The organism is Shewanella sp. FDAARGOS_354, assembly GCF_002209245.2.
Lineage (GTDB): Bacteria > Pseudomonadota > Gammaproteobacteria > Enterobacterales > Shewanellaceae > Shewanella > Shewanella xiamenensis.
This window is the reverse complement of sequence record NZ_CP022089.2, coordinates 4,837,428-4,863,296: the sequence shown is the minus strand read 5'-3', so window position 1 is coordinate 4,863,296 and position 25,869 is coordinate 4,837,428. Positions and strand designations below refer to the sequence as shown.

The 25,869-nt window shown below is 47.0% G+C and carries 21 protein-coding genes and 1 pseudogene; 9 read left to right on the top strand and 13 right to left on the bottom strand.

Going from position 1 to position 25,869, the window contains the following annotated elements; genetic code table 11:
• Positions 1 to 88 precede the first annotated feature (88 nt).
• The 9 genes from CEQ32_RS21835 to glyA all read right to left on the bottom strand — a co-directional run bounded on the left by CEQ32_RS21835 (position 89) and on the right by glyA (position 7,621).
• Complete coding sequence (locus CEQ32_RS21835; RefSeq protein ID WP_037426249.1) at positions 89 to 583, bottom strand: phosphatidylglycerophosphatase A; 495 nt, start codon at positions 581 to 583, stop codon at positions 89 to 91.
• Positions 583 to 1,539, bottom strand: a complete 957-nt coding sequence (gene thiL / locus CEQ32_RS21830; protein ID WP_088586861.1) for a thiamine-phosphate kinase — start codon at positions 1,537 to 1,539, stop codon at positions 583 to 585. Before thiL ends, CEQ32_RS21835 begins: the two co-directional genes overlap by 1 nt.
• 78 nt (positions 1,540 to 1,617) lie before the next feature.
• On the bottom strand, positions 1,618 to 2,022 hold the full coding sequence (gene nusB / locus CEQ32_RS21825) for a transcription antitermination factor NusB (RefSeq protein ID WP_088586860.1): 405 nt from the start codon (positions 2,020 to 2,022) through the stop codon (positions 1,618 to 1,620).
• 14 nt (positions 2,023 to 2,036) lie between these two features.
• Entirely contained in the window at positions 2,037 to 2,513 is a 477-nt protein-coding gene (gene ribE, locus CEQ32_RS21820; protein ID WP_011073313.1) for a 6,7-dimethyl-8-ribityllumazine synthase, read from the bottom strand.
• Between the two features lie 140 nt (positions 2,514 to 2,653).
• Complete coding sequence (gene ribBA / locus CEQ32_RS21815; RefSeq protein ID WP_047534781.1) at positions 2,654 to 3,757, bottom strand: bifunctional 3,4-dihydroxy-2-butanone-4-phosphate synthase/GTP cyclohydrolase II; 1,104 nt, start codon at positions 3,755 to 3,757, stop codon at positions 2,654 to 2,656.
• Between the two features lie 67 nt (positions 3,758 to 3,824).
• Positions 3,825 to 4,481, bottom strand: a complete 657-nt coding sequence (locus tag CEQ32_RS21810) for a riboflavin synthase (RefSeq protein ID WP_011716201.1) — start codon at positions 4,479 to 4,481, stop codon at positions 3,825 to 3,827.
• Positions 4,482 to 4,488: 7 nt separating this feature from the next.
• Positions 4,489 to 5,634, bottom strand: coding sequence for a bifunctional diaminohydroxyphosphoribosylaminopyrimidine deaminase/5-amino-6-(5-phosphoribosylamino)uracil reductase RibD (gene ribD, locus CEQ32_RS21805; RefSeq protein ID WP_088586859.1), 1,146 nt, complete (start codon positions 5,632 to 5,634; stop codon positions 4,489 to 4,491).
• An 87-nt stretch (positions 5,635 to 5,721) separates the two neighbouring features.
• Positions 5,722 to 6,171 (bottom strand): transcriptional regulator NrdR, encoded by a 450-nt coding sequence (gene nrdR / locus CEQ32_RS21800; RefSeq protein WP_011073317.1) that lies wholly within the window; start codon positions 6,169 to 6,171, stop codon positions 5,722 to 5,724.
• A gap of 196 nt (positions 6,172 to 6,367) precedes the next feature.
• Positions 6,368 to 7,621, bottom strand: a complete 1,254-nt coding sequence (gene glyA, locus CEQ32_RS21795; RefSeq protein ID WP_069454448.1) for a serine hydroxymethyltransferase — start codon at positions 7,619 to 7,621, stop codon at positions 6,368 to 6,370.
• A 190-nt stretch (positions 7,622 to 7,811) separates the two neighbouring features.
• Here glyA and ettA point away from each other — a divergent pair, with 190 nt between their 5' ends.
• On the top strand, positions 7,812 to 9,479 hold the full coding sequence (gene ettA / locus CEQ32_RS21790) for an energy-dependent translational throttle protein EttA (RefSeq protein WP_088586858.1): 1,668 nt from the start codon (positions 7,812 to 7,814) through the stop codon (positions 9,477 to 9,479).
• 117 nt (positions 9,480 to 9,596) lie between these two features.
• On the opposite strand, the gene CEQ32_RS21785 is transcribed toward ettA, so the two are convergent.
• Positions 9,597 to 10,508 (bottom strand): LysR family transcriptional regulator, encoded by a 912-nt coding sequence (locus CEQ32_RS21785; RefSeq protein ID WP_088586857.1) that lies wholly within the window; start codon positions 10,506 to 10,508, stop codon positions 9,597 to 9,599.
• A 190-nt stretch (positions 10,509 to 10,698) separates the two neighbouring features.
• Between CEQ32_RS21785 and CEQ32_RS21780 the strand changes: the two genes are divergently transcribed.
• Both CEQ32_RS21780 and CEQ32_RS21775 read left to right on the top strand, forming a co-directional pair.
• The gene (locus CEQ32_RS21780) at positions 10,699 to 11,598 is read left to right on the top strand and encodes an MBL fold metallo-hydrolase (protein ID WP_088586856.1); all 900 of its coding nucleotides are present in this window, start codon (positions 10,699 to 10,701) and stop codon (positions 11,596 to 11,598) included.
• 97 nt (positions 11,599 to 11,695) lie between these two features.
• Complete coding sequence (locus tag CEQ32_RS21775; RefSeq protein ID WP_088586855.1) at positions 11,696 to 12,349, top strand: DsbA family protein; 654 nt, start codon at positions 11,696 to 11,698, stop codon at positions 12,347 to 12,349.
• A gap of 155 nt (positions 12,350 to 12,504) precedes the next feature.
• Here the strand turns inward: CEQ32_RS21775 and CEQ32_RS21770 are convergent, their stop codons facing one another.
• Both CEQ32_RS21770 and CEQ32_RS21765 read right to left on the bottom strand, forming a co-directional pair.
• Positions 12,505 to 12,840 carry a TapY2 family type IVa secretion system protein gene (locus tag CEQ32_RS21770; RefSeq protein WP_055648589.1) on the bottom strand — a complete coding sequence of 112 codons (336 nt, stop codon included), beginning with the start codon at positions 12,838 to 12,840 and terminating at the stop codon, positions 12,505 to 12,507.
• Between the two features lie 22 nt (positions 12,841 to 12,862).
• Positions 12,863 to 16,495 (bottom strand): pilus assembly protein, encoded by a 3,633-nt coding sequence (locus CEQ32_RS21765; protein WP_226871930.1) that lies wholly within the window; start codon positions 16,493 to 16,495, stop codon positions 12,863 to 12,865.
• Positions 16,496 to 17,042: 547 nt separating this feature from the next.
• On the opposite strand from CEQ32_RS21765, the gene CEQ32_RS21760 reads away from it, so the two are divergent.
• From CEQ32_RS21760 to CEQ32_RS21735, 6 genes and pseudogenes are all read left to right on the top strand, one after another.
• Positions 17,043 to 18,197: a metallophosphoesterase gene (locus CEQ32_RS21760; RefSeq protein ID WP_088586854.1), complete on the top strand. Its 1,155-nt coding sequence runs from the start codon at positions 17,043 to 17,045 to the stop codon at positions 18,195 to 18,197.
• Between the two features lie 173 nt (positions 18,198 to 18,370).
• Positions 18,371 to 19,165, top strand: coding sequence for a substrate-binding periplasmic protein (locus tag CEQ32_RS21755; protein WP_088586853.1), 795 nt, complete (start codon positions 18,371 to 18,373; stop codon positions 19,163 to 19,165).
• Between the two features lie 199 nt (positions 19,166 to 19,364).
• Entirely contained in the window at positions 19,365 to 20,474 is a 1,110-nt protein-coding gene (locus CEQ32_RS21750; protein WP_037421088.1) for an efflux RND transporter periplasmic adaptor subunit, read from the top strand.
• The gene (locus tag CEQ32_RS21745) at positions 20,474 to 23,614 is read left to right on the top strand and encodes a multidrug efflux RND transporter permease subunit (protein WP_055648308.1); all 3,141 of its coding nucleotides are present in this window, start codon (positions 20,474 to 20,476) and stop codon (positions 23,612 to 23,614) included. Before CEQ32_RS21750 ends, CEQ32_RS21745 begins: the two co-directional genes overlap by 1 nt.
• 155 nt (positions 23,615 to 23,769) lie before the next feature.
• A pseudogene (locus CEQ32_RS23170) lies at positions 23,770 to 23,841 on the top strand (AraC family transcriptional regulator); the annotation flags it as partial.
• Between the two features lie 153 nt (positions 23,842 to 23,994).
• Positions 23,995 to 24,468, top strand: a complete 474-nt coding sequence (locus CEQ32_RS21735) for an NYN domain-containing protein (protein ID WP_055648309.1) — start codon at positions 23,995 to 23,997, stop codon at positions 24,466 to 24,468.
• Positions 24,469 to 24,480: 12 nt separating this feature from the next.
• On the opposite strand, the gene CEQ32_RS21730 is transcribed toward CEQ32_RS21735, so the two are convergent.
• Positions 24,481 to 25,749: an HD-GYP domain-containing protein gene (locus CEQ32_RS21730; RefSeq protein WP_088586851.1), complete on the bottom strand. Its 1,269-nt coding sequence runs from the start codon at positions 25,747 to 25,749 to the stop codon at positions 24,481 to 24,483.
• Positions 25,750 to 25,869 lie beyond the last annotated feature (120 nt).

Sequence of the window (25,869 nt, the reverse complement as noted above, 5' to 3'; positions counted from 1 at the left end):
AAAGCTTTATAACCAATGCCTTATCTACAGCAGATAAGGCATTGGCATTTATAGGGTAACGAACTTTAGTTTGGGTTAACTAAAGATATTATTGGCTAATAAAGACAATCACTTGCAGACAAATAAGTGCAAAAAATCCTGCTAATACATCGTCTATCATAATGCCGAAACCACCTTCAACTTTGGCGTCGAGCCAACGTATCGGCCAAGGTTTTAGGATATCGAATAGCCGAAACAGCACAAAACCGACAGCAAGCCACAGAATACCAGCAGGAGCGGCAATCATAGTGATTAATAGGCCTGCAACTTCATCCCACACAATCGCACCATGGTCATGTACGCCCATGTCCTTAGCGGCCTTATCGCAGATATAAATCCCCGCGAGTACGCACACTAAGGTCACGGCTAAATACCAACACAAGGGCAACTGGGCCAATAATAAATAGAGCGGGACTGCCGCCAAAGTACCAAAAGTACCTGGCGCCTTAGCCGCTAAACCACTGCCAAAACCGAGGGCTAAAAAATGAATAGGATTTTTAAGGGACAGGCGCGACAGCGCCTGATCTTGGGATAACAACTTCATTAAAAATGCTCAAAACCGTGGTACGGTGGCGTAAATAGCTCACCATTAAGTTGCAACTTAAGCTTACTGCCCGCACAGATTTGCCCAACACGGACAAACTTAGTACCAGCATGGCTGAGGGCGGTTTCTAACGCACCTTTTTGTGCCTCAGGCACGGTAAAGAGCAGTTCATAATCCTCGCCCCCCGTCAGCGCATAGCCTAATGCATGTTCTTCGCTCACGGTATCTTGCATCGCGCGCGACAAAGGAATCGCCCCCACATCGACTACAGCGCCAACCTTTGATGCCTTGAGGATATGCCAAATATCCGAGATAAAACCATCGGATAAATCGATGGCACTGGATGCCAAAGAGCGCAATGATTGCCCAGCCAATACTCGAGGAGTGGGTCGATAATGGCGATTAATCAAAAACTCTTTATGCTCCGCTCGCGCATGTTGCACGCCGCGGATCAAGTCCAGCCCTAACGCAGAATCACCTAGCGTACCCGTTACATAAATCCAGTCACCCGCTTTTGCACCGTGACGAGTCAATGCCTTACCCTGCGGCACTTGGCCATGCACGGTAATATTAATCGCCCTAGGCCCGCGAGTTGTGTCACCACCTATTAAGGCGATGCCATAATATTCTGCCGCTTCAAACAGGCCTTCACTAAAACCACTCAGCCAGGTCTCGTTAACCTCTGGCAAAGTGAGTGCAAGCGTCATCCACGCAGGCTCGGCCCCCATTGCCGCTAAATCAGAAAGATTTACAGCTAAGGCTTTGTAACCTAAGGCTTGAGGTGGAATATCGGGGAAGAAGTGAACATTTTCGACTAAGGTATCGCAGGAAATGGCGATCGACTTGTTTTCGGCGGGCTGCACAAGGGCGCAATCGTCGCCAATACTCAATTTGACATCACGGCGTGCTGGGCCGCGGTGATTGAAATAACATTCAATAAGCTGGAATTCTTTCACTGTACAGTTTGGCGCGACTCACATCGGCCACCTTTGTTAGCAATGAAAAACGGTATCCTAAGATACCGTTTGTCCTTATTACTTACGTGCAACCAGTTTGTCGAGTAATCCATTAACAAACTTATGGCTTTCATCCGCACCGAAAGCTTTAGCCAATTCAATCGCCTCGTTAATGGCAACTTTAAATGGCACATCTTTACGGAAAGTCAGCTCATAGGCCGCTAGGCGTACTATGGCTTTCTCCACTGGAGACACCTCATCAATGGGGCGATCTAAGTGTGGAATGATCAACTCATCCAATTGGTTTTTCTTAGTTGCTACGCCTGCAAATAGCTCACGAAAATAAGCTACGTCTACACCATCGAGACTCTGTTCAGTTAAAAACTCATGCTCGACATCGGCAATATTATTCCCGCTTAGTTGCCATGAATAAATGGCTTGAACGGCTAAACGGCGGGCCTTGCGGCGCTCAGAAGGCTTCATTATTTTTCCTACTATTACAACTGTTGTTCAAGCTGTTGCAGAACGTTGACCATTTCAAGCAAGCTTAGCGCAGCTTCGCCGCCCTTGTTACCCGCTTTAGTACCTGAACGTTCAATAGCTTGTTCAATGGTATCTGTAGTCAATACACCGAAAGCAACCGGCAGATCGAACTCTAATGCAATTTGAGCTAGACCTTTGTTACATTCGCCTGCAACAAAATCAAAGTGAGGGGTACCACCACGGATTACCGCACCAAGTGCAATAATGCCGTCAAACTTACCACTTGCAGCAACACGACGTGCCGCCAGCGGTAACTCAACCGCACCAGGTACACGGACGACAGTGATGTTTTCATCACTGACTTGGCCAAAACGTTTCAGCGTGTCAAGTGCACCTTCAAGCAGGCTTTCTACTAAAAAGCTGTTAAAACGCGAAATTACAATCGCAACTTTGGCATTCTTCGCTTCGATATTACCTTGAACTACGTTCATTTTCTTACCTAATTTAGCTAAAGCACCCGGCTCGGGGCGAAAAGTGGCGACATGATACCACAGTCAATTGCCCACGGCCTTATGCAAATGATAGAAATGGTGAATTTTACCTTAGTGGAACCTATTAAAAGCTTAGCCTGTTACTCCGCCACGTACTCTGTCACTTCTAGGCCAAAGCCTGAGAGTGAATGGTAACGCTTAGGCGAGCTTAAGAGTCGCATTTTGGTCACGCCTAAACTGGCCAGAATTTGTGAACCTACACCGACACGGCGTGAAGTACCTTGCCATTTGGCTGACACGGGCGTCTGACCTTGATCTTCCGCCTCAAAGGCTTTGACTTTAGCGAGGATTTCACTGGGATGTTCTTGATTGCCAAGCAATACTAACACACCACCTTCGGCAGAAATCCGCGCCATCGCTTTTTCGAGCGGCCAGCTGCGTTGCTGATCGCGCTCAGAATGGAGTAGATCGTTAAACGTATTCTGTAAATGCACCCGCACTAAACAGTCAGGTTTCACCTCGCCCTTCACTAAGGCAAAGTGCAATTGGTTGTCGATAGTATCCCTAAAGGTCACCATATCGAACTCACCAAAACGGGTTGGCAGTTTGCATTTTGCTTCACGCACAACGGTCGTTTCTTTGGTGTTACGGTATTCAATCAGCGCCGCAATAGTGCCGATTTTAACGCCGTGTTTTTCAGAGAAAATCTCTAAATCAGGACGGCGGGCCATGGTGCCGTCTTCATTGAGGATCTCAACAATCACGCCCGACGGCTCAAGCCCCGCTAAACGGGCTAAATCACAACCTGCTTCTGTGTGGCCAGCGCGGGTTAACACGCCGCCGTCCTGCGCCATTAATGGGAAGATATGCCCAGGCTGAACTAAGTCCGACGCTTTGGCATCTTTAGCCACGGCAGCTTTTACCGTTACGGCGCGATCATGGGCCGAAATCCCGGTGGTTACGCCTTCGGCAGCTTCAATCGATACCGTAAAGTTAGTCGAGAACTGCGCATTGTTATTGGTTACCATCAAGGGCAGATTTAGCTGCTGGCAACGAGCTTTAGTCATGGTTTGGCAGATGAGTCCACGACCGTATTTCGCCATAAAGTTAATCGCTTCTGGCGTCACCAACTCGGCCGCCATAATCAGGTCGCCTTCGTTTTCTCTGTCTTCGTCATCCATCAAAATAACCATTTTGCCTTGACGAATATCCTCGATGATCTCTTCTATACTGTGCAGCGCCATTGTAGGACCTTTATGATTTTACTGTTGTTATGAAATTCTATACCTAAGTGAGCTAAGTGCCAGTGCCCTAACGCACAAAGCCAGCACGGGCTAACATTTCCATGGTCACCCCACCGCCTTGGGTTTCTTTAGTATCAAAGCGCATTAAACGCTCTAAATAGCGGGCAATTAAATCCACTTCAATATTCACCTTATCGCCGGCTTTCAAATCCACCAACGTGGTTTCACCCGCGGTATGGGGCACTATGGTTAATCGGAAACGGTGTCCATCGACTTCGTTTACCGTGAGGCTCACGCCATCGATGGTAATAGAACCTTTATGGGCGATATAGCGAGCCAGCTCCGTAGGCGCCGCTAACCAAAACTCAATCGCCTGGCCCCGCGCCAAACGCTGCTCAACGGTGGCAATGCCATCCACATGGCCGCTCACCATGTGCCCGCCGAGGCGAGTTGTCGGGGTAACGGCTTTTTCAAGATTAACCTTAGTACCCACTTTGTAGTTAGCAAAGCCTGTGAGACTGACAGTTTCAGCCGACACATCCGCCACATAGCCATCGGCTAATTGCTGAACCACAGTCAAACACACACCATTGGTGGCGATACTGTCGCCTAAACGCACATCGCTTAAATCCAGTTTGCCACTGGCGACCGTCAAACGAATATCATCGCCTTTACGTTCAAGCTTTCGCAGCGTGCCAACGGCCTCAATAATCCCAGTAAACATGGTTAACTCACTTATTCGCTAAAGATGGATTGGACGTGAGCCGCAAGGTGAAACGCGTATCCGCGCCCACTTTACGCTCATCGACCAGTTTGAGGGTCGGAATATCGGCCATCATTTGATAATCGGGTAATTCGAGTAGATTACGTCCTTGTGCGCCAAGAATTTTCATCGCTTGATACAGTACTAACTCATCGGCTAATCCCGCGCCGATAAAGGCACCTGCTAAGGTCGCGCCCGCTTCGATAAGCACCTGATTACAGCTTTTGCCTAAATAGCTTAAGAGCTCGGGTAGCGAGATTCGACCATCAATCGCCGGTAATTGGAGGCAAGTCACATGGGCGGGTAATTGCGCCATAAAGGCTGGTGAGTAAGGCTCAGTTGAGACTAATAAAATCGGCGATTCAATCGCAAGCAAGGCTGCCTTAATCGGCATTCGGCAGCGACTATCTAAAATCACCCGCAATGGTTGTAAAATTTGCGCCTCACTCAATTGCGAGCTAAGACTGCCAAGCCCTGAGTAGCGCACATTGAGGGATGGATCATCGGCCAGTACGGTTTCAATCCCAGTTACTATGGCGCAGGCGCGCAAACGTAAACGCTGCACATCGCGGCGAGCTTCGGGGCCTGTAATCCACTTAGAGACACCATTGGATAATGCGGTTTTACCATCGAGACTCGCGGCAAGCTTTACCGTCACCCAAGGTAGGCCCGACTCCATGCGCTTCATAAAACCAAGATTTAAAGCATAGGCCTCATCGCGATGTAAACCGACATCCACTTGAATGCCCGCATCGCGCAGCATTTGAATACCGCGACCACCGACCTGAGGATTGGGATCTTCAACCGCCACCACCACACGTTTTACACCTATGTTGATCAACGCCAAGGCGCAGGGCGGCGTACGACCATAATGGCTGCAAGGCTCTAAGGTGACATAGGCGGTCGCGCCACGGGCAAGCTCGCCAGCCATGCGCAGTGCATGCACCTCGGCGTGGGGCTCGCCGGCTTTTTGATGATAACCTTCACCGACAATCTGATTATCTTTTACGATAACGCAGCCCACACTGGGATTGGGGCGAGTGGTATAAAATCCTTTGCGAGCCAGTTGTATGGCTCGGCTCATCATCTGGTTATCGAGTTCTGACCAATTCATATAAACCCTATGAAATCTTGAGGAAGCGTGCCCGAATGCGGCGCATAACGAGGCGCTAACCTAAGCGCTAACCTAAGATAACCCATGTTACTTTTGCAGTTTCGCAATCGCCTCACCAAATTCGGAGACGTCTTCAAAGGCGCGATAAACCGAGGCAAAACGAATATAGGCAACCTTGTCTAGGCTCATTAACTGTTCCATCATCAAGTTACCTATCATCTCGGATGGCACTTCACGCTCGCCAGTAGCCCGCAGCGTTGACTTGATTTTACTTAAGGCCTGCTCGATTTCATCCATGGACACGGGGCGCTTTTCGACCGCGCGTAACATGCCTGCTTGCAGCTTTTCTTCATCGAAGGGTTGGCGCGTACCATCGCGTTTAATCACCCGTGGCATGACTAATTCGGCCCCTTCGAAGGTGGTAAATCTTTCGTGGCATTCGGTGCATTCTCGGCGACGACGCACTTGATGGCCTTCCGCCACTAATCGGGAATCGATCACTTTAGTATCTGTCGCGCTGCAAAATGGACAATGCATTGAGCCTCCTGCCGTGAATGGAATAAAGCCTATCTTGCTTAAACCGAGCAGGTTTAAGTCTAAGATTTTAGCAATAAAAATGGCCGCTTAATGCGGCCATGGGATTTTATCCTATTTATCGGCTGAGGTTAACCACCTAAGCTTAACGACCTAAGCTGTTGTGAACTTAGCCGATATATTCGGATAAATTAACGAATTAACCGTAAACAGGGAAACGGGCGCACAGTGCCAATACTTGGCCTTTTACGCGCTCGATGACCGCTGGATTGTGAGCATCGTCGAGGATGTCACAGATCCAACTGGTTAACTCTTTCGCTTCAGCTTCTTTAAAGCCACGGCGAGTGATCGCAGGCGTACCAATACGTACACCAGAGGTCACGAATGGAGAACGTGGGTCATTTGGCACAGAGTTTTTGTTTACTGTGATGTTCGCGCTACCTAAAGCGGCATCGGCTTCTTTACCCGTCAGGTCGCGACCGATTAAGTCCACCAGCATTAAGTGGTTGTCAGTACCGCCAGAAACGATTTTGTAACCGCGCTCTAAGAACACTTCAACCATAGCTTTAGCGTTCTTAACCACTTGTTGTTGGTAAGCTTTGAACTCTGGCTCTAAAGCTTCTTTGAAGGCTACCGCTTTACCCGCGATAACATGCATCAAAGGACCGCCTTGACCGCCTGGGAATACCGCAGAGTTCAGCTTTTTGTATAACTCTTCATCATCGGCAGCAGACAGAATGATACCGCCACGAGGACCGGCTAAGGTCTTGTGAGTGGTTGAGGTCACAACGTGCGCGTGTGGCACTGGGTTTGGATACACACCAGCGGCGATAAGACCCGCAACGTGTGCCATGTCGACAAACAGATAAGCACCGATTTTGTCTGCGATTTCGCGCATTCTTGCCCAGTCAACGATACCTGAATAAGCAGAGAAACCACCGATCATCATCTTAGGCTTATGTTCAACCGCCAGACGTTCCATTTCGTCGTAGTCAATTTTGCCTGATTCATCGATGCCGTAAGGAATGATGTTGTACAGTCTACCGGAGAAGTTAACAGGTGAACCGTGGGTCAAGTGACCACCGTGAGCGAGGTTCATACCTAAAACGGTATCGCCTGGTTTTAACAATGCCATGTAAACGGCGCTGTTTGCTTGAGAACCTGAGTGAGGTTGTACGTTTGCGTAAGTCGCGCCAAACAGTTGTTTTGCACGCTCAATCGCTAAGGTTTCAACTACGTCCACATACTCACAACCGCCGTAGTAACGCTTGCCTGGATAGCCTTCGGCGTACTTATTGGTTAGTTGTGAACCTTGCGCTTGCATCACGCGTGGACTGGTGTAGTTTTCAGAAGCAATCAGCTCAATATGCTCTTCTTGACGCAGAGTTTCGTTCTGAATCGCGTTAAACAGTTCCGGATCATAATCTGCGATATTCATATCTTTTTTCAGCATTGCTTACTCCAGCTGCCAATTCTTGTAGGTAGGGTTGCGCGGTATTCTACTCGTAACGAGCCGACAATCCCAGTCTCTGAAACATGAAAATCCTACAGTTTTAGCTTGAATGCGCCTCAATGCCGAGTTGAGTTCGGCGCGCAATCGAGTAGAATTAGCCGCATCATTAGTCACTTATAGATGCAGAAAAATGGCTCAGTTTGTTTACAGCATGTTGCGGGTGGGCAAGGTTGTTCCGCCTAAGAAGCAGATCCTTAAAGACATTTCCTTAAGCTTTTTCCCCGGCGCCAAGATCGGTGTGTTAGGTCTTAACGGTTCAGGTAAATCCACCCTACTGCGCATTATGGCCGGTATCGATACCGAGATTGAGGGTGAAGCACGCCCAATGCCAGGTCTGAAGATTGGTTACCTGCCACAGGAACCCAAACTCGACCCAACGCAAACCGTGCGTGAAGCGATTGAAGAAGCGGTTTCTGAAGCCAAAAATGCCCTCAAACGCTTAGACGAAGTCTATGCCGCTTATGCAGAACCCGATGCGGACTTCGACGCGCTTGCCAAAGAGCAAGGCGAACTTGAAGCGATTATTCAGGCGCAGGACGCCCACAATCTAGACAACATCCTCGAGCGCGCGGCGAATGCGCTACGTCTGCCTGATTGGGATGAAAAGATTGAAGTCTTATCGGGTGGTGAGCGCCGCCGCGTGGCGATTTGTCGTCTGCTGCTGGAAAAACCAGAAATGCTGCTACTCGACGAACCAACCAACCACTTGGACGCCGAATCCGTAGCGTGGCTCGAGCACTTCCTGCAGGAATACACGGGCACCGTTGTGGCGATTACCCACGACCGTTACTTCCTCGACAATGCTGCTGGCTGGATTTTAGAACTTGACCGTGGTGAGGGTATCCCATGGGAAGGCAACTACTCTTCATGGCTAGAACAAAAAGATGCCCGTTTGAAGCAGGAATCTGCCGCAGAAAGCGCACGTCAAAAGACGATTGCGAAAGAATTAGAATGGGTTCGCCAAGGCGCGAAAGGCCGTCAGTCTAAGGGCAAGGCCCGTATGGCGCGCTTCGAAGAGCTGAACACCACTGATTACCAAAAACGTAACGAAACCAACGAGCTGTTTATTCCGCCCGGACCACGTTTAGGTGACAAAGTGATTGAGGTTAAAAACTTAACCAAGTCCTACGGTGACCGCGTGCTGATCGATAACCTGTCGTTCTCGATTCCTAAGGGCGCGATCGTCGGTATTATCGGTGCCAACGGTGCAGGTAAATCGACCCTGTTCCGCATGCTGTCAGGCAGCGAGCAGCCAGATAGCGGCACCATTGAGATAGGTGAAACAGTACAACTGGCGTCGGTTGAACAGTTCCGCGATTCGATGAATGACAAAAACACCATTTGGCAAGAAATCTCTGGTGGTCAAGACATCATGCGCATCAACAACATGGAAATTCCAAGCCGCGCCTATGTGGGCCGCTTCAACTTCCGTGGTGCAGATCAGCAAAAGATTATCGGCACTCTGTCGGGCGGTGAGCGCAACCGTGTTCACTTAGCTAAACTGTTGCAGGCTGGCGGTAACGTACTGCTCCTCGACGAACCGACCAACGACTTAGACGTTGAAACCCTGCGCGCACTGGAAGAAGCGATTCTCGAATTCCCAGGTTGCGCTATGGTGATCTCGCACGACCGTTGGTTCTTAGACCGTATCGCGACCCATATTCTGGATTATCGCGACGAAGGCCAAGTTAACTTCTACGAAGGTAACTACACCGAATACTCAGCGTGGTTGAAGAACACCTATGGCGCCGATGTGGTTGAACCACACCGCCTGAAATACAAGCGTATGACGAAATAGATCGAGAATCTAGAATCTAGAATCTAGAATCTAAGCAAACGTGTATCTGAGGAGCTTAACTCGAAAGAGTTAAGCTCCTTTTTTATGGTAATTGATTAGGCAGAACTGACTTTGGCGCTATTTCAAACTAGCAAAATAAGCGACCAACATATCCATCATCACTCTTAAGGCGGGCTGCATATGTTTACGGGATTGATATACGCCGTATACGCCCAAGGTTTGAGGTTGAAACTCCAGCAACAATGGCACTAATTCGCCAGTGTCGAGATAGGGCTTCGCCGCCCACAGGGGCTGCATGGCAATCCCCTCGCCCGCCAAAGTAGCGTTTAACACCACCATAGAATCATTGGCACTTAAATTACCTCTTACGGGAATATTAAAAAGCTGCCCCGCCTCGATACCATCAGGATGAATAATTTGAGTAAACCGCCACATCACATCGCCAAAGTAGGAATAGGTTAAACAGTTATGCCGAGTTAAATCCTCGGGATGGCTAATAAGTGAATGGGTGGCAAGATAACGCGGTGCGGCGCAGACCACGGACTCACATTCCCCTAAACGTCTGGCGATTAGACTAGGATCGAGCTCATTAGTGATACGTATGGCAAGATCAATACGTTCTGCAACTAAATCAACGGTTTGGCTGCTAACATGAAAGTTCACACTCGCCTGCGGATATTGGGCTAAGTAAGGACGCACGACCGTGGGAAGGAGTAAATGGGCCATAAATTGTGAGCAACTGATCCGCAGCAATCCTCGCGGTTGGGCGCTTTGTACATGACTGACCGCGGGGACTTCCTGCGCTAATTCAAGCAAGCGCTGGCAATAATCGAGCACTTGCTCGCCCGCACTGGTCAGGCTCAAACGTCTTGTCGAACGGTGCAGTAAGCGTGCGCCTGACCATTCTTCCATCTCGCTTAAATAGCGGGTCACCATAGAGCGAGACATATCCAACGCTTCGGCGGCGCCAATCATGCTGCCCCGCTCAACGATAGTCACAAATACCTTTGCCGCTTCGAGTCTATCCATGGTTTATCCGCCCCTTGTGTTGATTGCGTTGCACTAAATAATCAGTTTCAAACGTTGATTCATCCGAATTATGCAACAAATAAGCGCAAGTTTCCGTGTTTATCTAACGTTTTTTGCAACCTAAACTAAGCTCACTTTTGCAACAGTGCAAATCACCGAATCCTATTTGAATGAATAAGTGAGAACAGAAATGACACTATTGAATGCTCTAAAATTAACCTCTTTGAAACCCCAGTTAGCCGCAACCATGCTGGTGGCGGGAATGGCTACTGCTCAAGCTGCACCTTTGCAAGTAAGCCATTTTAATCCGGGCGAAAACAGTATTTTTGCGGTGTCTTCAAGCTTTATCAGCGGTGAACATGAAATGATGCTGGTCGATGCACAATTTCAAAAAAATGATGCCCAAACCTTAGTGGATACCATTAAAGCCAGCGGTAAAAAGCTTACCTTGGTGTATATCAGCCATAGCGATCCGGATTTTTACTTTGGGTTGGATGTGATTAAACAAAACTTCCCCGAGGTCGAAATCGTCGCCACTCAAACTACGGTCGATGATATTAAAGCCTCGATGGACGGCAAGCTCGCCTACTGGGGACCGATTTTAAAGGACAATGCTCCGAGCCAATTAGTGCTGCCAAAAGTGGTCACCACCAATCGCTTTAGTATCGATGGTGAACCAGTGCTGATTGAAGGGCTAGAGGATGCTCCCCCTAAGCATACCTTCCTGTGGATACCGTCGGCTAAAACCATCACTGGCGGCGTTGAAGTATTTGATAACACCCATGTTTGGATGGCAGATACCCAAAGTATTGAGTCGCGTAAAGCCTGGTTAACCCATTTAGAAAAGATGGAAGCCTTATCCCCCAAAGAGGTTATCCCTGGACATTATCTCGGTGATGCCAGATTTGATAAGCGCGCCATCGCTTTTACTCGCGATTATATTAATGCCTTTGAAAAGGCAGCCAAAACAGCAAAAGATTCTGCGGACTTAATCGCCAAGATGCTCAAGCTCTACCCACAAATGCCTTTAGATGCAGGGCTTGAGATCAGTGCCAAAGTCATCATGGGTGAAATGCGCTGGCCAATGTAAGGGAATAGGGGCATGGATAATCCTGCCCCACTAATTCTAAGGGTTGTGCATTAACTCGCGAGTCACAGCACAAAATAGTTTTGTAGGAAGCACATAAATGAATACCACAGAAAATCCCAAGGCCGTTTTGCATGCCATTATCGACCCCTTATGCGGTTGGTGTTACGCGGCCGAACCGCTGTTTGATGCAGCAGCCGCTGCCGGATTTACCATCAAACTCCACGCAGGCGGCATGCTCACTGGCCCAAGGCGCAAACAGATAGATAACCAATGGCGCGATTATGTGATGCCCCATGATCAACGGATTGCCGCGTTAACCGGACAAGCCTTTGGTGAAAACTATTATGAAGGCTTATTACGTGATACCAGCATTGTACTGGATTCTGCGCCCCCCATTAGAGCTATGCTTGCCGTTGCAGCCTTAGGGGGCAATGAGCTAGCTTACCTACATGCAGTGCAACTCGCCCATTATCGCGATGGCAAAAGCGCCAGCGATGAACATAATCTGCATGTTTTGGCCGAAAAAATGGGAATAGATGGCGCTGCCTTTACGAAGGAATTTGCCCAAAATGAAGACGCGTTTTACCAGCACATTTTGGCATCACGGGCGCTGATGAATCAGCTGGGTGCCCAAGGTTTCCCTTCAGTAGCACTCACGACAAGTGAGGGAAATCTGCGTTTACTCAATCACAGCCGTTTTTACGGTCATCCGAGCAAGTGGCTTGAGTATCTGAATGAACAAGTGTCTTAACACGCCACTTTCTTGAAAGTGCGCCAGTCTTACGTTTTACATATGAAGACTCAAACCTTGGCTTTTTGAGTTTGGGGTTTCCCCCTTAAACGATGGGATAAGTCACTATAGGATTTATCCCATCGGCATTTTCAATGTTGATACCACAGGCCAAGTTAACCCTGATTCTCGGGCGCAAGCTCGGCTTGCTTTGCCTGTTCTAGCGTAAAAGGCTCACTCCTTTTTACACATTCAAGTACCGCTTTCGCGTAGAGCGGAATCGGCTTATCCCGAGGTAAACGCGGTAATTGTGTACCTGGCAACCTGAGTAAATAGTCATTCACCTTAGATTCAAACCACGAGAAACGTATCAATTTAAATCCTTGATTCGTTTCTAAATAGCATTTGTAATCCTGTCGCTTCTCAGTTTCTGTCGCCAGCGCTGACCATTGGAATCCCGCTAGCAGCAACAAACCAAGGGTACCGTATTTCATCATAAGGCTATTACTCATCTCGACTCGTTAACTCTTTACATCATTGACTGATGTAATAATAAATTTTGTTCGTTGTTGGCCCGCCCCCAATACACTTAGGGTTACCACTTTCACATGTCGCCTCATCTGGCACCGCATTACCGATACCAATCAAAAACATATCTGGCGTTGGTACTTTAGCATTCGGGTCCTTAGGCTGCTCGGCAGGCGGGATCACTAACTGCGGCGTATCCAGTACCAACTCACCTGCATACAAATAATCTGTTTTGTAACCACGAGTGCCCCTGTGCAAATTCTTTTTATAAAGATAGCCCTTACCCGAACTCAAACATTGGTTGACTGAGCCATCACTACCAGGCACAAAACTGCTGAAGTACACTTCCCCCCCCACTATGGTCGCAGATGACAGGCTCTTTTCGCCTTTACGAGAGAAGTTATAGTACCAACCTCGTTTTTGACTAAAAACGATTTCACTGGCCTGATCATTGGGCGCCGCCGAACTGACATCATATAAATCACTTAACTGTAGCGTTTTAGGCACAGGCTTTTGATTTGATTTACCTTGGAATGATTGGGTTACAATGTTTCTATCTTGCAATGTAAAAAACATATCCGAGCGAGACACATCACTTGGTTTTGCCCTATGACCACTGCCGACAACAATTGCGTCGTAAGGAATATTCTGTGATGTGACAACTTTGGTCGATGTTCCATTAACGACTTTAGTCAGCTCAAAGGTATTGGAGATCAAGGTCTGGGCCACTATAGGCCCAGAAAAGAATCGCCTATCTCCTGCCACTGAACTCTTATCCCCTAATGCGGCAAATTTAAATCCCGACCAGGTCGACACATTCGCGGAGGGCATATCCATCCGCCATACATTACCTTGGATATCTGTGGCATAGATTCTATCGGTATGACCATCACCATTGCCGTCTAATACAGCAACACTGCTTGGAATACTGTTGGCAATACCTGGCAATGGCGTGTTAGCCCCACTGCCGCCGAATTGATGGATTAACGCCCCCGTTTGCGCATCGACAATAAACACGCCACGGCCACTGCTGTCATCAGTACCAATCTCAGCGCCATCTTTAGTTGAAGGGGAATATCCACCACCAAAAATCAATACAGGCTTATCGCCAGTCGCACTCGGAATTGTCGTCACCACAGGCGTCGACCAAGATTGCCCTAACTCGCCCATACCGGGTGAGCTGGCATCGATCTTCCACATAAAACTGGGGTTATCAGGTGTGGTCACATCGAGGGCGTAATACGCATTACCGCCTCGGCGCATTCCCACAAATACCCATGCCTTTTCAATCCGTTTGCCCTGCATTTTGGTGTAGGCAACTGGCGAGCCATCAATACCGTATACCGAGTGTACGCCCGTCGGCGCGTTAGCCTTGAGATCGCGAAAATTCGGCAGTAGCTCATAGGGGATAAATCCCCAAGTCTCAGACACGCTATCACCTTCATCCTTAAACATATGCAGGAACCCATGGTTTGTCCCGACAAGAATTCGGATATCGGGCTTATCTTCAGTTCCAAAGTTGAGTGCTAAGGGTTTGGAATGTAAAGCATCTCCCATTATATCGGTGCGCCAATTTGGGGTTGCGCCACTGGCAGTACTTAAGTCCTGATTTTTATCGTTATCAACATCGATTCCCTTCGCCCAGTCAAATAGCCCAGTGAGTTCTGTTTCATCGACCCCCATATAGGTGGCTAAACGCACATTATCCCCAGCTTTTCGAGCTGCATTTGACAGAGTAAAAGCGCTCAATCCACTGCCAAAATTACTGTATAAAGTGCGACTAGTCGCCTGCTGCATCGCGGCGAGCACCCCGCCACGCTTAACATCGTTACCATCACCGCTGCTTCCGCATTCTTCAGCTGATGTCCAATAGGAGCAAGCATCGGCTTTGATATTGCCATCTTCGCCTATCACATTTTTGCCTTTGCTATCAACGACATCACCGTCACTGGTCACCTTGAACTTTTTAATATTCCCTAGCCATCTTGGTCCCTTATTAGGCAAGAACATAGAGTAATAAGCTGAATCAAAGGTTTGAGTACGATTGAAGTTATTACTAGCCACCGATGGCGAAGTAAAGCTGGCATTTTTTTCGAGGATATTATTTAAAGCCGTTTGCAATGAAGAACGCAATTGACTGGCATCGGTGGCATCAAAATACTTACCACCGCCATTATCGGCGGTTTGCTTCAGTAGGTGCTCGGCACTGGCTGCACCTTCACTAAACCCAATGGTAAAGGTTCTAACGGTTTGTTTTCCGGCTAAATTAGGATTCACATCCTCAGTTCGCATCCAGCCAGAAAGCGCACTGAGATAACTTTTCGGGTTGGAGGTATGCTTACCTACACCATTGGTTAAACGCTCAATAATGCCATCGGCCGCGTTATCAAGCGTCGGCTCACCGTCGGTGATATAGACGATATACGCTTCATTTTGGCAAGGCTTAAACGGCGAATTGTACGTGTTACTTCCAATAATAAGCGCAGCTGGGTCAGTAAAGGGATTAGAACTGGCGTTGTAGGTACCTTGGTAACGCCCCCAATTATCGTAGTAATTATAATCGCTATCATCATCGCCAAAATACTGTTCCTGCCCACCAAAATAACGATAGGCTTCGTAGAGCGTTTCGCATAGCGGCGTATTTTGGGCATAACTAATAAGATTGACCCTTTTCAATAAATCAATTTTGGCTTGGGCGGACATAGTCTTAATCCCAGAGATAATCCGCCCACCGTCACGCGCACCATCACGTGGCCCATTCATATTAAAAATAGCTAAACCAAAATCCACACCCGGCGTAGTTAAAACCACACTTTCAATCGCATCTTGTGCCAGCTCTAGACGGGTTTTATTGACCTTCTTTTTAGTACCATGGTGCCATTTTAAATAATCTTCGGTATAAACTGTGACCACTTTGCCGGAGCCAAAACCTGTTTTCTGCGCCTTTGCCTTCGCGCTTGCCTTAGCACTCTCGGATGAGTGAATATTGACTGCCGTGTACCGAACGGGTTTAGCCGCAGAGCCTAAACTGTCAACGGGTAAACCGTTAGCCTCTCCTGCTGCATTACCGAGTCTTTCCTCTTGGATATCTTCAAAGCAATCGACAGCAGCTATCGAGCTACCATTTAGTTCAGAAAATTCTTTCCACGCACCAGTCCCCCCCGAAAAACCATACTCACGAAAGAAACCAGTGAAGGTGCCATACCTATTGAGGTAATCCCACGAGCTTTCACAGCCATTGAGTGCGGCATTAAACTGACGCATTTCACGCGAAGAGGCAGGATTAGGTAACTCAGCATTATCAGCCGAACCTCGGCTATAAAATAGCTTTCCCGACTGGGCATAGTTAGCATTACGTTTATTCTCGTAAGGAGCATCGACCCCATAGGCAAGATTACTCATACTGCCGGAGTTATCGAAAATGATCAGCACCTGCGGGCGCGAGCCATTACGGGCGGACGCTTCGAACACATAAAGCTCTGTATCATCAGCAACGCTTGACGCGGTAAATAAACTCGCCGCGCCGACAACGAGGCTCGAAATAATAAAAGCGACTATTGATGTTAACGTATGGCGGACGTTTTGAAGGCGAGATTGACAAATATGTTTCAATAAAACGTAATTAAGCGAAAAGATCATCAACGAGCTTTTCTGACATTTAAATAAAAACTGACTCATACAGTATGCGCATCTGTTATTAAGGAATAATAAAAGCACCTGCATTTACAAAACTAGGATTTAAATTGTTTAAAAAAGGCCAAATTAACCGCACAACAAACAGTAAGTTAACCGAACGTAAAACAGTAAAATCATAAACTTAGGTTACTTTCAGCAATTATTACCATTATGCACACCGAATTGACAACAAATAAATAAAAAATGTATCTAATAAAAATATCACCATCATAGTAATGAGCTAAAAAAAAATAAAAACAGTGACACTTATGATATTGAGAATGCGCTATTAACGTTATAGGAAATAAAGGAGAACACCTGCCCAAAAAATATAAAAAATGCTATACCATTAATTTAACTTGCCAAAACAAAACAGGCTGAACAACAAACATAGAGATAAAGCATTCTCACCATGAAAATATCCCAACATAGGATCCCTTGCCCTACCAAGTCATTAACATTATGCTAACCAACCCCACATAAGCCACGTTTAATAACTCAGGAGCTTTGAATGCACGCGCTCTTCCGCCATGGTTTCGGTCACTCGACACCTCAACCACAGAATATATCTTCGCTCACATTGAAGAAGAGACTGACTTCGGCTCAGGCTACACTGTTTACTTTGCTAAGTTTATTTTCTGTTGGCGCATTTAGCACTGAACTTACGCCATCATCCGTGACCGATGGTCCTTATGTTTTCCTCGACCAAGGTAACCAAAATACCGCCTACTGGATCTGCCAGAGTCAGTTAAAACAAACCCCCATCGCAAACAATCAATTGGCTCGCCCAAATGATTGTGGCAACTTGCCACAGCCCAGACGCCATACCGATGCCCCCAAAGTTGAAGCTGATACCTACACTCATACAGGCAGGATAGTGGCCTTAAGCGATGTGCATGGGCAATTCGATGTGATGATTAACCTACTGAAAGCCCATCAGATTATCGATGAAAATAATCACTGGGCCTTTGGTGACGGCCATATGGTCATGACGGGAGATATGTTCGACCGTGGTCACCAAGTTAACGAAGTTCTGTGGTTTTTATATGAGTTAGATAAGCAAGCCCAAGCCGCCGGTGGTCGATTACATTTACTTATGGGCAACCACGAGCAAATGGTGTTTCGCGGCGACTTACGTTATGTGAATGAGCGTTATCAAACCTCGGCGGAATTACTCAATCGCAGCTATGATGCACTGTACAACAAAGACACCGAAATCGGCCGTTGGCTTCGCAGTAAAAACACTCTAGTAAAGATCAATAATCTGCTGTTTATGCACGGTGGAATAAGCCCTGAATGGGTCGAGCGTAAACTCAATATCAGCGATGCTAATCAGTTATTCCGTCAACATTTAGACGATAAAAAAGAAGATTTAAAACAAAACGATCTGTTGAATTTCCTGTTTTTCACTAATGGCCCCACTTGGTACCGTGGCTACTTTAAAGATGCACTCGCTGAACCCGAGATCGACCGAATCCTAAACTACTTTAAGGTTGATCATATTATCGTCGGCCACACTTCACAGGAACGAGTACTTGGACTTTACCATAATAAAATCATTGCAATAGATAGTAGTATTAAGGATGGTCAGTCAGGAGAATTATTACTGATAGACGACAATAAACTCACCCGCGGATTATATAAGGGAGAGCAATTAGCACTTTAAATCGATTCAGGGCTTATAGGTTTAATCCATAAGCCCTTTTTATTATTCAATAAAAGGATAACGAGTCGACTCCATATCGAGTAAGCGATAACTTACCTCTCTATACAAAATTCAACTCATCGGCTTAACACCCCCTATACTCAGCAAATAACGCTTTAACGTTAGGGATGCGTATGGACTTCAAACTGCTGATAAATTTAAGCCTTGTATTGCTGTTGTTAGGATTGCCTTCCCGCAGTTTTGCAGGACGAGATTTAAACTTAGTTGCGACCAATTATCCGCCCTTTTATGCCGATTCGTTACCCGAGCAAGGTGGCGTTGCCCAAGTCGTTAAAGAGGCCTTTAAACGCCAAGGCTACAATGCCAGTGTTAAGTTTTATCCCTTTGCGCGAGCAGCATTACTGGTAAAAACCGGCCAAGCCGATGGCATTATTGGACTTTGGTACCGCAAAGAACGTGAGCAATGGGCGCATTATTCCGCACCGATACAAGCCGTACAGATTGTCTTCTACAAACGTAAAGATAACCCGTTACGTTTTAGTCAATTAAGCGAACTTAAGCCCTTTACCATCGGCATTGGCCGCGGTTACGCCAATCCACCCGAAATAGCCGCCACAGGACTCACGACAGAGGAAGGTAATTCCGACGAAATGAATCTTAAGAAATTGTTTCTAAAACGCATTGACTTAGTGTTAATCGGCCACAATCTTGCTCAATATTTAATCAGGCAAAATCAAAGTGAATATGCCGATACTTTCGAGCAGGTAGGAGACCCCATCGCCACTGAGGTATTCCATCTGGGCGTCTCTTTGGCGATAACAGATCAGTCCACCTTGATCGACGAATTTAACAAAGGCCTTGAAAGCATGGGCCAAGATGGTCGTCTTGAGGCAATTTTAAGCCAGTATCCGCAAATTCAATCAGCCGTAGATCCGATAGAAAAAATACGAACACAAGCACATCCTTAGCAGAATAACTCAGCTATCGTATGCACTTCGAATGGGGCGAATGAGATTGCCATGGGGTATCTCGACACAAAACACAATTTCTTTCACTTTCGAGTGCTTAACTTTACAAACTTTTACCCACCTGATGACGGTTATTCACTAGAATAGCGCCATTAGTGCTAACGCCTGTTAACCGTCTTTGTGCGAGATAATTATTCCAATGAAAAAAACCATAATAGCCATTGCCTTAGTTGCGGCGGTTGCCGCTGCTGTGAGCTTTAGTGATGTATTGCAGGCTGCCAAACCCGAAAGTGCCCCCCAGCTTATGCGTACCGTGCCGGTTGTCACAGGGGAAGTGGTTGAACATCCACTGGCTCAATCTATTTCACTGATTGGTAAACTGGCCGCTGAGCGCGCAGTGGTGATCGCGCCGCAAGTCACCGGCAAAATTAAACAAATTGCCGTGACTTCGAATCAAACAGTGAAAAAAGGCCAGTTGCTAATCGAACTCGATGATATGAAAGCTCAAGCCGCGGTGGCTGAAGCCAATGCCTTTTTAAATGATGAAACCCGCAAGCTCAGAGAGTTTGAAAAACTTATCAGCCGCAATGCCATCACTCAAACCGAAATCGATGCTCAAAAAGCCAGTGTCGATATTGCCAGAGCACGCTTAGCCTCTGCGCAGGCAGATTTACATTATCATTCCCTTATCGCACCTTTTGCCGGTAAAACCGGGCTGATTAACTTTAGCGAAGGTAAGATGGTAAGTATTGGCACAGAGTTAATGACCTTAGATGATTTATCCAGCATGCGACTGGACTTACAAGTGCCTGAACATTTTCTGTCACAACTTAGCATTGGCATGCCAGTATCGGCCACCAGCCGAGCTTGGCCAGGACAAACCTTTATCGGCAAAGTGGTCGCCATCGATCCCCGCGTGAATGAAGAAACCTTAAACCTGAAGATCCGCGTACAATTTGAAAATAGCGATAATCGCTTAAAACCTGGCATGATGATGTCATCAACCATCACCTTCCCACCGATTTCGGCCCCCATAGTGCCAGTGCAAGCCCTAGAATATTCAGGCACTAAACGCTATGTGTATGTGGTTGGTGAGGATCATATCGCCCATCGCACCGAAGTGATTTTGGGTGCCCGTGTTGGCGACCAAGTGCTTATCGATAGCGGCCTTAAAATTGGCGATAAAGTGGTGGTTCAAGGACTTGTGAATATGCGCGATGGCTTAAAAATCAATGAAGTCGCTCTTGAAGCTAAGAATAGTAATAACCGCCCAGCCAAGTCAGACGTCAACACTGCGGAGACGAAATAATGTGGCTGTCCGATGTCTCAGTTAAACGCCCCGTCGTTGCAATTGTTTTAAGCTTACTGCTATGCGTGTTTGGCTTAGTGTCCTTTACTAAACTTTCAGTGCGGGAAATGCCCGATGTTGAAAGCCCAGTGGTGACAGTCAGCACCAGTTATTCCGGTGCATCGGCAGCGATTATGGAAAGTCAAATCACCAAGACCCTTGAGGATGAACTCACGGGGATCAGCGGTATCGATGAAATCACCTCTACCACTCGTAATGGTAGCTCGCGGATCACGGTCAAATTCCTCCTCGGTTGGAACTTAACCGAAGGGGTGAGTGATGTGCGTGATGCCGTGGCCCGCGCCCAGCGGCGTCTGCCGGAAGACGCTAACGATCCTGTGGTATCGAAGGACAATGGCTCAGGCGAACCCTCCGTGTATGTGAACTTAAGTTCAACCGTGATGGACAGAACCCAGCTGACCGATTATGCCCAGCGGGTTTTAGAAGACAGATTCAGTCTGATCAGCGGCGTGAGTTCCATCAGCATTTCGGGTGGTCTTTATAAGGTCATGTATGTCAAGCTCAGACCCGAGCAAATGGCGGGGCGCAACGTCACCGTCACCGATATTACCAGCGCCCTTCGTAAAGAGAACATCGAAACCCCTGGCGGCCAAGTGCGTAACGATACCACAGTGATGTCGGTGCGTACCAAAAGGCTCTATTACACCCCAAAGGATTTTGACTATTTAGTCGTACGCACCGCCAGCGACGGGACACCTATCTATTTAAAAGATGTGGCCGATGTTGCCGTGGGCGCACAGAATGAAAACTCCACCTTTAAAAGTGATGGTATTGTTAACCTAAGCTTAGGGGTGATCACTCAATCCGATGCAAACCCATTAGTAGTCGCTCAGGAAGTCCATAAAGAAGTCGATAAAATTCAAGACTTTTTACCCGATGGCACCAGTCTTGTAGTCGACTTTGACTCCACCGTCTTTATTGACCGCTCAATCAACGAGGTCTACAACACCCTCTATGTCACTGGCGCCCTCGTGGTGTTAGTGCTGTATATCTTTATCGGTCAAGCAAGGGCAACCCTTATCCCCGCGGTAACGGTTCCAGTATCATTAATTTCCGCCTTTATTGCCGCCAACATGCTAGGTTATTCAATTAACCTACTGACATTAATGGCATTAATCCTCGCCATTGGTCTCGTGGTCGACGATGCGATTGTGGTGGTCGAAAACATTTTCCACCATATCGAAAAAGGCGAAGAGCCGCTGCTTGCGGCTTACAAAGGCACGCGGGAAGTGGGCTTTGCGGTCGTGGCAACCACCGCGGTGTTAGTCATGGTGTTCCTGCCGATTTCATTTATGGATGGCATGGTCGGTTTACTCTTTACCGAATTTTCCGTGATGCTGGCAGTGTCTGTTCTGTTCTCATCCCTCATTGCCCTCACGCTAACGCCGGTATTGAGTAGCAAATTACTCAAAGCCAATGTTAAACCTAACCGTTTCAATCGCATTGTGGATAGTGGTTTTGCGCGCATGGAAAGGGTTTACCGTGTGGGTGTAACCCATGCGATCCGCTTTAGATTACTGGCACCACTGGTCATTCTCGCCTGTATCGGTGGTAGCGCATGGTTAATGCAGCAAGTCCCCTCGCAATTAGCGCCGCAGGAAGACCGCGGTGTACTCTACGCCTTTGTGAAAGGCGCCGAGGGCACTAGCTATAACCGTATGACGGCGAACATGGATATCGTCGAAGACAGATTAATGCCACTCCTTGGCCAAGGTGTATTGCGTTCTTTCAGTGTGCAAGCCCCTGCCTTTGGTGGTCGTGCTGGCGATCAAACTGGCTATGTGATCATGCAGCTAGAGGATTGGGAACATCGCAATGTCACGGCGCAACAGGCGCTCGGGATTATAAGTAAGGCATTGAAAGATATTCCCGATGTGATGGTTCGCCCTATGATGCCAGGCTTTAGGGGGCAATCGAGTGAGCCAGTACAATTTGTACTGGGTGGCTCTGATTATGCGGAACTCTTTAAATGGGCACAGGTGTTAAAAGAGCAAGCCAATGCCAGCCCGATGATGGAAGGCGCGGATCTGGATTACGCCGAAACCACACCGGAACTAATTGTCAGCGTTGATAAAGAGCGTGCAGCAGAACTTGGGATCAGCGTCGATGACGTCTCACAAACCTTAGAAGTGATGCTCGGCGGTCGTAAAGAAACCACCTATGTGGATCGCGGCGAAGAGTACGATGTGTATCTGCGCGGTGATGAAAACAGTTTTAACAACGTCGGCGATTTAAGCCAAATCTATATGCGTTCAGCCAAGGGCGAATTAGTCACGCTCGATACGGTCACCCATATCGAAGAAGTGGCCTCAGCGCAAAGATTGAGCCATACCAATAAACAAAAATCCATCACCCTTAAGGCCAACATCAGTAAAGGTTACACCTTAGGCGAGGCCTTAACGTTCTTGGAAAACAAGTCCATAGAGTTATTACCCAAGGATATTTCCATTGGCTATACCGGTGAATCAAAAGACTTTAAAGAAAACCAAAGCAGTATTTTTATTGTGTTCGGTTTAGCACTACTGGTGGCTTACTTGGTACTCGCTGCGCAATTTGAGAGTTTTATCAACCCCCTAGTGGTGATGTTTACCGTACCAATGGGAGTATTTGGAGGTTTCCTCGGCCTGTTAGTGACCAGCCAAGGTATTAACATCTATAGCCAGATCGGCATGATTATGTTGATTGGCATGGTGACCAAAAACGGGATCTTAATTGTCGAGTTTGCCAACCAACTGCGTGACCGAGGTTTAGCCTTAGATAAAGCCATTATCGATGCCTCAACCCGCCGTTTACGCCCGATTTTGATGACGGCCTTCACCACCTTAGTCGGCGCGATACCGCTGATTTTCTCAACGGGCGCAGGCTCTGAGAGCCGGATTGCGGTAGGGACTGTGGTGTTTTTCGGCATGGCCTTTGCGACCTTTGTCACCCTGTTCGTCATCCCGGCAATGTACCGTTTAATCTCGGCCGCGACCCATTCACCGGGTTATGTTGAAGCAAAACTCGAAGCGGCCATTAAAGCACAAGAGTTAGCGGCACAAGAGGCAGCCAAACAGCAGGAACAAACGGCAAAAGCCTAATTTATCGCCATGATGTAAACAGGCGCGAAATAATGCGTTTGCTTAAATCATAAAAGCCAAGGGAGCAGTCCCTTGGCTTTTTCATTTAGGTTTCAGATGAGTTCCTTCTATATTTTACCCAACCTACATGATCTGCAAAATCAAGTCCGACGCATAACAGTGACAGCGCCTTTATCAGCTTTTTTAAGCAATATACCGGCACCACACCGGCGCAATACTTTAAATAATCAATCCATTAACCTAACTAAAAATCCGTTAAGCAAAGCTAAACTTGGCCATTACCGACTAGATCCATTGCTGTTTTTGCCTGCTCGCGCCATTAGCTACCTTGCTGTGCTATAGTGCACAGAGTCTTCCAACTGATAGCCATAACTTATCCCTTGAAAAGAATCGCCCTCTTTGTCGATGTGCAAAACATTTATTACACCTGCCGTGAGGCCTATCAGCGCCAGTTTAACTATCGTAAACTCTGGCAACACTTGAGTGCGCAAGGAAATATTGTCAGTGCTGTCGCCTATGCCATTCATCGAGGTGATGATGGCCAGCTTAAGTTTCAAGATGCTTTGAGACATATCGGCTTTGAGTTAAAACTTAAGCCCTTTATCCAGCGCAGTGACGGATCAGCAAAGGGAGATTGGGATGTTGGGATCACAATTGATGTACTCGATACCGCTCCCAATGTGGATACCGTAATACTGCTTTCTGGCGATGGTGATTTTGCAATCTTGCTTGAGAAAATAACGCAAAAATATGACGTTAAGACAGAAGTCTATGGCGTCCCCCAACTGACAGCAAAATCACTGATGGATGCAGCAACACAGTTTAATCCGATTGATGATGCTTTACTGCTCTAACAACAATGAATATTAAGCTGAAAATTCTTGGGTTGATAATTGATAAAAATTATCTATATCTGCCAACAAAATGCTGTAAACACCTGCATCTAACTGCCCTTTATCGACCATGGGCTGCATAATGTCGCCAATCTCTGATAGCGATAAAGAGCCTCGATAGGGTCGCTTTTGAGTAAACGCCTGAAAAACATCGACCACAGCAAGAATACGCGAAGGTAAATCTAATTGTTCCTGCTGTTTACTGAAGGGATAGCCTGAACCATCGAGGCGTTCATGGTGATTTGAGGCCCATTCGCCTATTACAGACTTAGGGAAAAAACGATGTAAAGTATGCTCTGTATCAACGGTATGACGTTTGACAATCGAATACTCTTCCTTTGTTAATTTGCCTTCTTTATGCAGCAACAGGTCAGGCGTTTTGAGCTTACCGACATCATGTAATAATCCAGCAACGTACAATAATTCAGCATCGGTATCTGATACACCGCAGTCCTTTGCCACTAATTTTGCTAACAGTGCGACTTTTTCTGAATGGTGAAATGTAAAGGGACTCTTAGCATCAACTATTCGAGCTAAAAATCGCGCTAACTGCTTTACCCCGTCAATATCTAATTCTTTGTCGTAAAAGTGATTAGCTTTGAACTCCAGACCTAATAACTCAATATGAGTTGCATCCATGTTGTACCAAAAGCCATCCTTTTTGACCAGTTGACACATTGCATTGACCATTTCTGCTTCAAATAAGGTTCCACTATGGGCCAATAAATTCTCTGCGACCATACTTTCATGCAATGTAATCAGCTCCTCATGACAACCATGCGTATATCTGGCTCTTAAAAAGTCGGTACGATCCGCTAAGAAAATCAGTGCTGCAATATCACGGTCAAATACGGAAAGCTCATGGGATTGCAACTCAAGCCAAGGTGTGTGGTGGTAAAGAACGACAGGCGCAAAAACATCTAAAATCGGGCATTTAAGCAATGCCTCATAGCCACGTTGACTATGACACTGCGCATCTTCTGGCTGCATTAATTTGAGCAGACGTAAGTGCTCTTCGGAGGAAGAAACGCCGCAATCATGAATAAGTCCGGCAAAATAGGCGAACTGCTTTTTTTCATCGGGCCAGCCGAGCACATTCGCACATTCGTAAGCCATATAGCCAACCCGATGTCCGTGGTGCAAATCGTCCACCCCAACAAAATCCAATGCCGTCGCAACGGCTAATAAAGCATGCCTTACATCAATATTGACTTTGAAGTCATGGGGCTGAAAGGCATTCATTGAATTTTCCTAATAAATTATTTGTCCCTCACTAAAATATAGTCAATACCTTGATAATTAGCTGCAAAATACAAAAAAGACCTGAAATTTCAGGTCTTTTTATCGATATAAAATAGAACT

What these genes read in the sequence shown, in the direction of transcription:
- ribD (WP_088586859.1), bottom strand. Translation starts at nt 5,634, where the DNA reads ATGAATTGGTCAGAACTCGATAACCAGATGATGAGCCGAGCCATACAA.
- CEQ32_RS21810 (WP_011716201.1), bottom strand. Translation starts at nt 4,481, where the DNA reads ATGTTTACTGGGATTATTGAGGCCGTTGGCACGCTGCGAAAGCTTGAA.
- glyA (WP_069454448.1), bottom strand. Translation starts at nt 7,621, where the DNA reads ATGCTGAAAAAAGATATGAATATCGCAGATTATGATCCGGAACTGTTT.
- ribBA (WP_047534781.1), bottom strand. Translation starts at nt 3,757, where the DNA reads ATGGCGCTGCACAGTATAGAAGAGATCATCGAGGATATTCGTCAAGGC.
- CEQ32_RS21770 (WP_055648589.1), bottom strand. Translation starts at nt 12,840, where the DNA reads ATGAGTAATAGCCTTATGATGAAATACGGTACCCTTGGTTTGTTGCTG.
- CEQ32_RS21780 (WP_088586856.1), top strand. Translation starts at nt 10,699, where the DNA reads ATGACACTATTGAATGCTCTAAAATTAACCTCTTTGAAACCCCAGTTA.
- CEQ32_RS21745 (WP_055648308.1), top strand. Translation starts at nt 20,474, where the DNA reads ATGTGGCTGTCCGATGTCTCAGTTAAACGCCCCGTCGTTGCAATTGTT.
- CEQ32_RS21785 (WP_088586857.1), bottom strand. Translation starts at nt 10,508, where the DNA reads ATGGATAGACTCGAAGCGGCAAAGGTATTTGTGACTATCGTTGAGCGG.
- CEQ32_RS21765 (WP_226871930.1), bottom strand. Translation starts at nt 16,495, where the DNA reads ATGATCTTTTCGCTTAATTACGTTTTATTGAAACATATTTGTCAATCT.
- ettA (WP_088586858.1), top strand. Translation starts at nt 7,812, where the DNA reads ATGGCTCAGTTTGTTTACAGCATGTTGCGGGTGGGCAAGGTTGTTCCG.
- CEQ32_RS21835 (WP_037426249.1), bottom strand. Translation starts at nt 583, where the DNA reads ATGAAGTTGTTATCCCAAGATCAGGCGCTGTCGCGCCTGTCCCTTAAA.
- nrdR (WP_011073317.1), bottom strand. Translation starts at nt 6,171, where the DNA reads ATGCATTGTCCATTTTGCAGCGCGACAGATACTAAAGTGATCGATTCC.
- CEQ32_RS21760 (WP_088586854.1), top strand. Translation starts at nt 17,043, where the DNA reads ATGCACGCGCTCTTCCGCCATGGTTTCGGTCACTCGACACCTCAACCA.
- nusB (WP_088586860.1), bottom strand. Translation starts at nt 2,022, where the DNA reads ATGAAGCCTTCTGAGCGCCGCAAGGCCCGCCGTTTAGCCGTTCAAGCC.
- CEQ32_RS21755 (WP_088586853.1), top strand. Translation starts at nt 18,371, where the DNA reads ATGGACTTCAAACTGCTGATAAATTTAAGCCTTGTATTGCTGTTGTTA.
- CEQ32_RS21775 (WP_088586855.1), top strand. Translation starts at nt 11,696, where the DNA reads ATGAATACCACAGAAAATCCCAAGGCCGTTTTGCATGCCATTATCGAC.
- ribE (WP_011073313.1), bottom strand. Translation starts at nt 2,513, where the DNA reads ATGAACGTAGTTCAAGGTAATATCGAAGCGAAGAATGCCAAAGTTGCG.
- CEQ32_RS21750 (WP_037421088.1), top strand. Translation starts at nt 19,365, where the DNA reads ATGAAAAAAACCATAATAGCCATTGCCTTAGTTGCGGCGGTTGCCGCT.
- CEQ32_RS21730 (WP_088586851.1), bottom strand. Translation starts at nt 25,749, where the DNA reads ATGAATGCCTTTCAGCCCCATGACTTCAAAGTCAATATTGATGTAAGG.